General features: G+C 45.3%; 9 protein-coding genes. 6 read left to right on the forward strand and 3 right to left on the reverse strand.

All coding sequences use genetic code 11. The features are described 5' to 3' along the window. The first annotated feature begins 82 nt into the window (after positions 1-82). A complete protein-coding gene (locus AC1DUA_RS12640) occupies positions 83-2,182 on the forward strand; it encodes an LTA synthase family protein (RefSeq protein ID WP_477500090.1) in 2,100 nt (699 codons plus the stop codon). Positions 2,183-2,238: 56 nt separating this feature from the next. Further along, on the forward strand, positions 2,239-2,622 hold the full coding sequence (locus AC1DUA_RS12645) for a YmaF family protein (protein ID WP_477500091.1): 384 nt from the start codon (positions 2,239-2,241) through the stop codon (positions 2,620-2,622). Positions 2,623-2,678: 56 nt separating this feature from the next. On the opposite strand, the gene AC1DUA_RS12650 is transcribed toward AC1DUA_RS12645, so the two are convergent. Beyond that, a complete protein-coding gene (locus AC1DUA_RS12650; RefSeq protein WP_477500092.1) occupies positions 2,679-3,659 on the reverse strand; it encodes an aldose 1-epimerase in 981 nt (326 codons plus the stop codon). Between the two features lie 23 nt (positions 3,660-3,682). Further along, positions 3,683-4,579 carry a lysostaphin resistance A-like protein gene (locus AC1DUA_RS12655; RefSeq protein WP_477500093.1) on the reverse strand — a complete coding sequence of 299 codons (897 nt, stop codon included), beginning with the start codon at positions 4,577-4,579 and terminating at the stop codon, positions 3,683-3,685. 155 nt (positions 4,580-4,734) lie between these two features. On the opposite strand from AC1DUA_RS12655, the gene AC1DUA_RS12660 reads away from it, so the two are divergent. Beyond that, complete coding sequence (locus tag AC1DUA_RS12660; protein WP_477500094.1) at positions 4,735-6,093, forward strand: sensor histidine kinase; 1,359 nt, start codon at positions 4,735-4,737, stop codon at positions 6,091-6,093. Positions 6,094-6,106: 13 nt separating this feature from the next. Beyond that, positions 6,107-6,808, forward strand: a complete 702-nt coding sequence (locus AC1DUA_RS12665; protein ID WP_477500095.1) for a LuxR C-terminal-related transcriptional regulator — start codon at positions 6,107-6,109, stop codon at positions 6,806-6,808. Here the strand turns inward: AC1DUA_RS12665 and AC1DUA_RS12670 are convergent. Further along, complete coding sequence (locus AC1DUA_RS12670) at positions 6,805-7,650, reverse strand: YitT family protein (protein ID WP_477500098.1); 846 nt, start codon at positions 7,648-7,650, stop codon at positions 6,805-6,807. The two genes, AC1DUA_RS12665 and AC1DUA_RS12670, sit on opposite strands and share 4 nt — an antisense overlap. 255 nt (positions 7,651-7,905) lie before the next feature. Between AC1DUA_RS12670 and AC1DUA_RS12675 the strand changes: the two genes are divergently transcribed. Further along, positions 7,906-8,520, forward strand: coding sequence for a hypothetical protein (locus AC1DUA_RS12675; protein WP_477500096.1), 615 nt, complete (start codon positions 7,906-7,908; stop codon positions 8,518-8,520). Further along, positions 8,517-8,803, forward strand: a 287-nt coding sequence (locus AC1DUA_RS12680) for a sulfatase-like hydrolase/transferase (protein WP_477500097.1), incomplete at its 3' end; no start/stop codon positions are given. The genes AC1DUA_RS12675 and AC1DUA_RS12680, both read left to right, overlap by 4 nt.

Here is an 8,803-nt window from a genome sequence, read left to right on the forward strand (position 1 = left end):
GTCAAGGGATATCTTCCCTCTTTCATCAAGATATAAGATAATGAACGAATGGACTTGCATAAATCGAACAGGAGTTACTTCAATGACCAATTCACTTCAATGGCTTAAGCACCTGCCTTCCCGTATTATGATTGTTATTTTGCCTTTTTTCCTGATGGTCATGGTCGAATATTTAGATCGCGGCTCGTATGAAGAACTCCATAAATGGGCGATGAACCACCCTCTTTCCATGGTTCTTGCCTACTTTGTTATGGGAACTTTGTATCTCTTCCTAATTGCCATTACCGGCAAAAGCCGATTGTCCTTCTGGTTGCTATGCGCTGCACTTTTACCGCTTGGCGCAATTAGCGGCAGTAAATTAAAGGCAATAGGAGCTCCTTATTACCCATGGGATCTTTATTTTAACAATCAAATTATCGCGTATATGTCATTTCTGAAAGGATATCTCAATCTTCGAATATTCGGGTTTGTAGCGCTTTTTCTTGTATTGCTCGCCTTGTTATTTCATCTAGCGTTGCGCCGACATCGCATCCAGTTTACATGGATTGAACGCAGTATTTATGCTGTCATAGCTATCGTAATGGCGACGAGCCTATATATGGACAAGCCTATCCCATTCATGAATCTTTACGGCATTTACACGGTCCCTTGGGATCAAACAATAACCTATGATGAGAATGGATACCTCTATTCCTCAGTGCAGATGTTAGGTTTTCTGAATGTAGCCAAGCCGGACGGTTATAGCAAAAAAGCGATAGATGCCATTTTAGCTAAAATTCCAGAGAAATCGGCAGCAAGTGATAAAAAACCAAATATCATCGTTATGCTTGGGGAATCATTCTGGGATCCAACACTTATGAAAAACGTTACGTTTAGCCGGGATCCGATCCCTAACTTACATCAACTTCAAAAAACGTACACAAGCGGTTGGATGATGTCTCCTCAATTCGGTGGGAGTACGGCAAATGTAGAATTCGAAGTACTGTCTGGTAATTCTATGCGGTTTTTCGGGAAATCTCCTGATAAAATTCTGCCTTATATCCAGTATATGAATCACGGCGTTGACTCATTGGCTAGTATTATGACTAGACAAGGGTATACAGCGACCTCTATCAACCCTTTCTTCAGCTATTTTTTTGACAGCCGAAAGGTGTATATGGATTTTGGATTTTCGCGGTTTATTTCCAGCGAATATTTCCCTAATGATTTTGAAGGGCCGAACTATGCGGATCGGGCTGTTGTGAAGAAGATTATTGAAGAAACCGAAAAAAGTCCTGGGCCTGATTTTATTTTTGCAAACACGATGGAAAATCATCATCCTTATCAACCAGGGAAGTTCAACAAAAATACGATTGAAGTGACGGGGGATATTTCCGCTGAATCCAAGGGGATTCTGGAAACGTATGCGCAGGGTATTAATGGAACTGACAAAGCGCTTCAGTCGTTGGTAGACTATTACTCCAAGAAATCTGAGCCAACGATTGTGCTATTTTTCGGCGACCACTTTCCTTCTTTTGAAGAAGATTACAAAGTGTACCGCGATGCGAAGTATGTACTTCCTAATGATCCAGATTTATATACAAAAACCCATTATACGCCATTCTTGATATGGAACAATTTCCTTCCAGCAGAACAAGAACAATTGAACCTCAAGATGAGTCCTTCGTTCCTCGGTCCAAAGCTTCTTCACATGGCTGGCGTTAAGGGAAGTTACTACACCGATTATCTGTATGATTTATCACAAAAGATTCCGGTGATACCACCCAATGAGATGTGGGACAAATATAACATTAAAGCAAGCGATCTTAGTGATTATATGAAGCTTCAGTATGATAATTTATTTGGAGGCCGTTACGGATACGAGGCAAAAGGTTATAAAGACACAATCGTTCAGCCAGGTTATGTATTAGGCTATGGTGATCCAGTCATTACTAAATTAAATCGCAGCGGCAATAAGCTTCAGGTCGTAGGCAAACCTTTTTATTCGTCCTGCAATGTGTACATTGATGACAAGTTGTTTAAGTCTAACTTTGATGGGGAAAATACCTTGTATGTTGATTTGACGGATAAAGAGAACCCGATCCTCGATAACGATAAGCCTCACCAAGTCGAAGTGCGCGTCTATGATGATAAAAAGATGAAGATTGGTCAATCACCTCTATACCCGCTCCCGCAGTCATGACGTTAGCCCTCTTGGAATAGGATGAACCATATCCTGCATTCAAGGGGGTTTTGTGTTTGTCTAGTTATATTCCGCCTGCTCATGTTCATTTCTTCAAGGTCATGTCATCGATCACTCTCGATCATGATCATTTATTGCGTTTATATACCTTTAATGTGAATGGCACTGCCTACGACGGGCATGTTCACCAGTATCAGGGTATTACAGGTATTAGATATGGACATTACCATAATTACTTTGGAACGACCGGTCCTGCCATTGCACTTCAGAATGGCACACATATTCATTACTTGGAAGGAATTGTCGAACTTAACGCTTTTAATACATCAAGGGGCCATTCACTTGAAATCTCCGCCAAAAAGACAGGACTGATTAAAGAGTTGCATCAACATGCCTACTCCGGGTATTCTACCGCTGGTTTTGGCTATGAACCTTGGTGAAAAAAAAAGAGTCAAGTATGGAGCTGTTGGGCCTCCGCTTAACTCTTTCAAAATTATTATTCTAATGTCTTAATCTGAATGGACCATTCGAAAGTGAATGTCTCCCCTGCCGCTAAGCCAAGGGCACCAGATATTTCAGGTGCAAAGGACTCGTTGAACACGTTCATAATACTCGTATAAGGCTCTAGAGACACGGCATTCGTCCAAGGCGCCGTGAATAGGACATGAATGGGAAACTTGTCTCCCATGTTGAACACAAGCTTCGTTCCGCGAGCTTCATACTGAATCTCGCAGGTCTGCGGGCCCCGCTCAACGCTGAGCATCTGCGAGCCGCCTGGATAGCTTGGCAGCGCCGTAACGAGCTCACCCTGCTTCAGCGCCGCCGTCAGCGGCGATGGCGCAGGCTTGCCTGCGGCGTAGCCGTCTGCGCTGAGCGGCCACTCTGCCGCTGCAGGGATCACAACCTTCACGCGGCTAGCTTCGCCATCCGCGTAAGCAAAGTACGGGTGAAAGCCAAGGGATAGCGGCATCGTGCTGCCGCTCTTGTTGGCGATTTCACCGCTGAGTGACAGCGTACCGTCCTTCAGCCGGTACGTGAAGCGGAAGCATGCGGCGTGTGGATAATACGCCAGCATGTCCGGATGCTCCGCGAGGTCGAACTCCGCGGAGACATAAGCACCGCCAGCGCTATCTGCGCCGCTGGCAACGACCTTCCACGGCCGCTCGCGCAGCTCGCCGTGGGAGTGATCCGGCTCCCTGTTAGCGGGGAGCCGGTATTCGCGGCCTTCGAAGGTGAAGGCCGCTTGCTTGACGCGCCCCGGCGGGAACAGAATGGGCACGCCATAGCGCGAAGACTTGACGCGAAGCTCAGCCGTGCTGGCTGGCTTCGCGATGTAGGCATGGTTCCGCACGTCGAAGCGGAACAGGTGCAGTCCTACGGCCGGAATAATTTCGGCCGTAGCTTGGGCTTCATGGTCGACGAGGCGAAGCGTCGACTCCCCGTCCCATTCACTATGGATTAGTTCATAACGTGACATTGTTGAATCCTCCTTGTTTGCGCTTAAGATAAGCTAGGTTTGAAAGTGTTTTTTCTTGCTATTTGTCCGTAATAGTTCATGACTACTAATATCCCTGCTACAAGAATTATCGTAGTAATCAGGCTGCCTTCCGCTCCAAAGCTGCCTCCGGAAAGAAGCACGTTACCTTGCGCTTCGGCTTTGAAAATAGAAGGCATGGGTGTGCCAGATACTTGAAATCCAAAAATACAGCCTTGAATGAAATTCCACGACAAGTGCATACCGATCGGCATCCACAAACCTTTTGACAGCTCACGAGATACACCGAATAATAATCCCGCCAATATCAAGTTCAAAAGCGGCATGGGTGTGCTCCACATCCCAGGATTGAACGAATGCAGGAATGCGAATACAAGCGTCGATACGATTATAGCAGTCGATCTTMCAAACCGTTCTTTTACGAGTCCCTGCAGATAGCCGCGGGCGAATAATTCTTCATTCACAGCTACGCCAATGAACAACAGGAACCCGCTTACTAATTCGAGCAGCATCGATTCCGTCCATGGATTGGACAGCATGCTAATACCGCCCAGCAGCCAGATGCCTAAACAGGAAACTGTGATAAGGAGTGCCCCCGCTGTGAAGCCTTCACCAAATCGTCTCCCAAAATGGCGAATCTGTAGACCTAGTGTCCACCCTTTGCGTCGTTCAAAGATTCCATACGCGAGAAACACGCCGCCTACGAAACCAATAATTTGCGCCCACAAAGCTGCCTTAATAAAAAACGAATCGCCTGCAACAGCGGCTAGGCTCCTCTCCAGCTCCGGCTGCTTCAAAATCGCAATAACCGCTGCCGCAATCGATAAAATGACCGTAATGACAACAATGAAAACAAGGGACAAGAGTACTTTGCCCAAAATGGTCAAAATGGATAAGGACATTCGCTTCTTTACATCAATGAGGCTTCACTCCTTTCTCACCACTTATTCGAGAAAGAGGCCCTAAATCCTGCCAGTTATACGGCAAAGGAACTCTTGTGCATTTGTTGGCTCCGTGCCACAATAGAGGAAATATTGGATTTGTCTACGGAGGACTCATGCTGTTCGTTCTATTTGCTCTATGGATTATCGCGCTCGGCCTTGTTATGATCGATCCCCGGTCGAGCACCATGCGCTGGATGAGTGCCATCGCTTTTACAGGCGGCTTCGGCGCCCTTGCCGCCGTTATATCCGAAACCTTCCTACCCTATATCCAGCAAACAGTGCCTAATCCTTCGATTAGCGCTCTACTTTATCGCTTCATGGGGATTTGCTCGCTCATTTCTTATTACGGCTTGCCTTATTCCTTCGCAATGCTTTCACTGAGCTATAACTCAGCTTGGCAAAAACCTGCTTTTCGCACGTGGCTGCCAATCGTACTACTGCTTCCTACTGTTGGGTGTCTCCTTTTCACACCGGGGTATACCGAAGAAATGCCAATTACATTCCCCATCGTCGCATTATGGGCAGTGCCATATTTTATCATCGGCGCCGTGCTAATTGTCATGAAAACAGAGCGGCTTCCTGCTTTGAGACGAACGCACTTGTTTACATGTCTCGCGCTTTTGCCACCTATCCTCTGTGTCGGTGTGCTGAACTATGTAATGCCAAGCTTCGGCTACTACCGGATGTGGGTGTATCACGTATGGATTCTAGCTTTCGTCGTACCTTTTTTTGTTTTCACATTTTTCAAATACGGCTTCCTCGGGATGAGACTTTTAATTGAACGTCGTAAGCTTGACTCGACACTTCGTGCCATCACCTCAGGGACCGCTATTTTGAACCATGCAATCAAGAATGATGTCGGTAAAATGCGATTGTTTCTGGAAAAAATGAAACAGCATGCCGAAGAAACCCATCAAGCGGAGCTTATACAGGACATTGAGGTCGTCATGGGCGCTTCCCAGCACATCCGCGATATGATTTCCCGGGTGCATGAGCAAACACAGGAGCTTCCTCTGCGGGTCACTCCTGTGCATATAAGCGAGCTGTTAGATGAGGTGCTTCTCCCGCTCCAGCCTTCTCTTTCGAACATAACTGCTCAGTTGAACATTTCAGAACATTTATCACTCCAAATTGACCGCATTCAAATGGCCGAAACATTAACGAATGTGCTGATGAATGCGATTGAAGCCATGCCGCAAGGCGGCGAGCTTATCATACGGACTCTGCATGCTAAGAAAAATATTGTTTTAGAAATCAAAGATAGCGGCACAGGGATGGAGAAGGAAGTTTTGAAACAAGTTCTGGAACCCTTCTATACGACGAAAAGCGGCAGTCACAACAACTTCGGCCTTGGGCTGGCTTATTGCTACAGCGTCATGAAAAAGCATGGAGGATCATTGGAGCTTAGCAGTTCACCTGGGAAAGGTACGAGTGTGTTTCTTACATTTCCAAGCAGCCGAATTCATACTTAAGGGGGGGTTCAAGTTGGAACCTATTCGTATATTAATTGTTGAGGATGACCTCGACTGGCTACGCGGCCTGAAAGCGTATTTAGACCGTCAGCCTGACCTTCAAGTCATTCGTACCATCTCGACCGCGGAAGAAGCGAGAGAACTCTTTATGGCGTCTGAAGCGGATGCTGACGTTGTACTTATGGATATTATGCTGCAGGATGAACCAGCAGGGATTGGACTTGCCGAGCAGGCGCTTCTGGCGTGGGGTGTCAAAGTCATTATGCTGACTTCCATGGAAGAGAAGGATTTCATATTCCGTTCCTTCCAAGCTGGTGCCATCGATTATCAAATCAAATCCAGATTTGAGGAACTGCCGGCCATCATACGCGCTGCGCATGCTCGTAAGGCGTCCATTAACGCAGCGGTAGCCGAACAAATGCGGGAAGAGTTTCGCAGGCTCAAGCGGCTTGAACATCAATTCAAGGTCAAGGAAGCCCGTGATTTGATCACACCGACAGAACTTCAGGTGCTGGAAATGATCGATCAAGGTCATACACAAACGGAAATTGCAAGCCGTTTCTTCATTTCGCTGCGGACAGTCAAAATTCACGTAGGCCATATATTGAAGAAGCTAGGAAGTCCAAGCAGCAAGGATGCCGCCCAGAAAATGAGAGAATTAGGACTGTTCGAGCGAGGAAACTCGACGCACAATAGTAATCGCGAAAAAGACTAGTGAATATCCTTCTTTTTAAATCTTCCGCCTTTGACATCGTGGATATTGCCGACTGCGAGGAATGCCGATGGATCGAGTTCATCAACAATGGATTTCAGCTTCGCCTCCTCCAGTCGCGTGATGACACAGAATATGACCTTTTTATTATCTCCGGAGAAACCGCCTTCCCCTTCCAAATACGTGACACCACGCCCCAGTCGGTCGAGAATTGCTTCTCCGATCTGTCTAAACTGATCACTGATAATCCAAACGGATTTGGACTCATCAAAACCCTCGATCGTCACATCAATCAATTTATAAGCGATAAAATAAGCAATTAATGAGTACATTGCGCGATCCCAGCTGTATACAAAACCTGCACTGCCTAGAATAAATAAGTTGAAGAACATTACAATCTCGCCTACGGAAAATGGAATCTTTTTGGAAACTAGAATCGCAATAATTTCCGTTCCATCAAGCGATCCCCCGAATCGGATAACCATCCCCACGCCAATCCCGAGGATAATTCCTCCAAAAACGGCGGCTAATAAAGGATCATTCGTCAGTTCATGTACCGGGTGAAGCAGCCATGTACCAATTGACATCACCAAAATGGCGAATAATGTTGATAACGCAAACGTTTTTCCGATCATTTTATAGCCGATAAACAGAAATGGAATATTCAATAAGGTAAGGAAAATCCCTACTTGAATGTGGGTCAAATACGACAAAATAATGGAAATGCCGGTAATTCCGCCATCAATAATTCGGTTAGGAACCAAGAAAATTTCAAGCCCTACAGCCATTAAGGCTGCTCCAATGAATAGAAAGACACCTCGCCGCAATATGCTGCTCTTGGTCATTCTGCGATGCTGCGCTCTAATCATTGCCCTCTTCTGCAATTGGATCTGTTCTTTAGCCATCGTTCATCCCCTTCGTCTCTCCTAATTTCTACTCCCTACTTTCTCGATAGAACCAGCATTTTCCTGCCGAAGCCACCATTTTCTCCCGACAAAATGCCTTAAAATAATTAGATAAACTACCATCGAATATTGCCGATTCMCATGGTATAATGTCAGATGTCCTTTACAATTTATCTACAATCCATAGGAGAAAATATGAAACTACATCTAGATCGTTTACTGCAGCTATCCCGGCAGCGGCTGCCCTTTATTCTCATTGCTTTAATTCCTGTGGTTATTATGGAAATCTTAAGCCGCGGGGACTATATAGATATGTTTACATGGAGTTATAAACATATTATCGAGTTGGTTTATAATGAATGGATTGTATTTAGTCTGCTTTTGCTGTTCATCGCCATCATTGGCCGTACTAGAGTAGCTTATTGGATTCTTTCAGGAATTCTACTGGTGATGGGACTCATTAGTGGGATTAAACTCAAAATTTTAGGTGTCCCTTTGACACCTTGGGATATAGTTTTGGCCGGCGAAGCTTCCGATATGGTGCAGTATATTAAGAACATTTTCACCTTCAAAATTTTGCTTTTGATCGTGTTGTTCTTAGCAGCCAGCTATTTCTTGTTATACCGCACACAGTTATTTATGAAAAAAGTTCCTATAAAAGAACGGGGAATTATCGCGGTTATTGCGCTCGGCATGTTGGCAGCGGTTTATTCCGATCTACCTCTACCCATTCAGAAATGGTGCGGAATTAAAGCTTCGGTATGGAATCAGGTTGAAAATACGCAAACAAACGGGAATTTGAGGTTTTGACGGGGAACTCCATGCGTTTCTTGCCGCAAGGATCAATTGCATATAACCAATTCATTACGAATGAAGTGGACTCGTTAGCTAGTATTTATGCAAGGCAAGGCTACACATCTACAGCTATTAGCCCTTTCTACAATTGGTATTTTAATAGTAATAGAATATATAAAGACTTCGGTTTCTCTAAGTACATTCCGATTGAATATTTCAAGCCTAACTATTCAGGCCCTTATATCGCGGATAGCGAGGTTGCTGCGAATATTATTCATGCGACGGATCTCAGCGATGG

The sequence above is a fragment of the Paenibacillus sp. 01T422 genome (assembly GCF_056398785.1).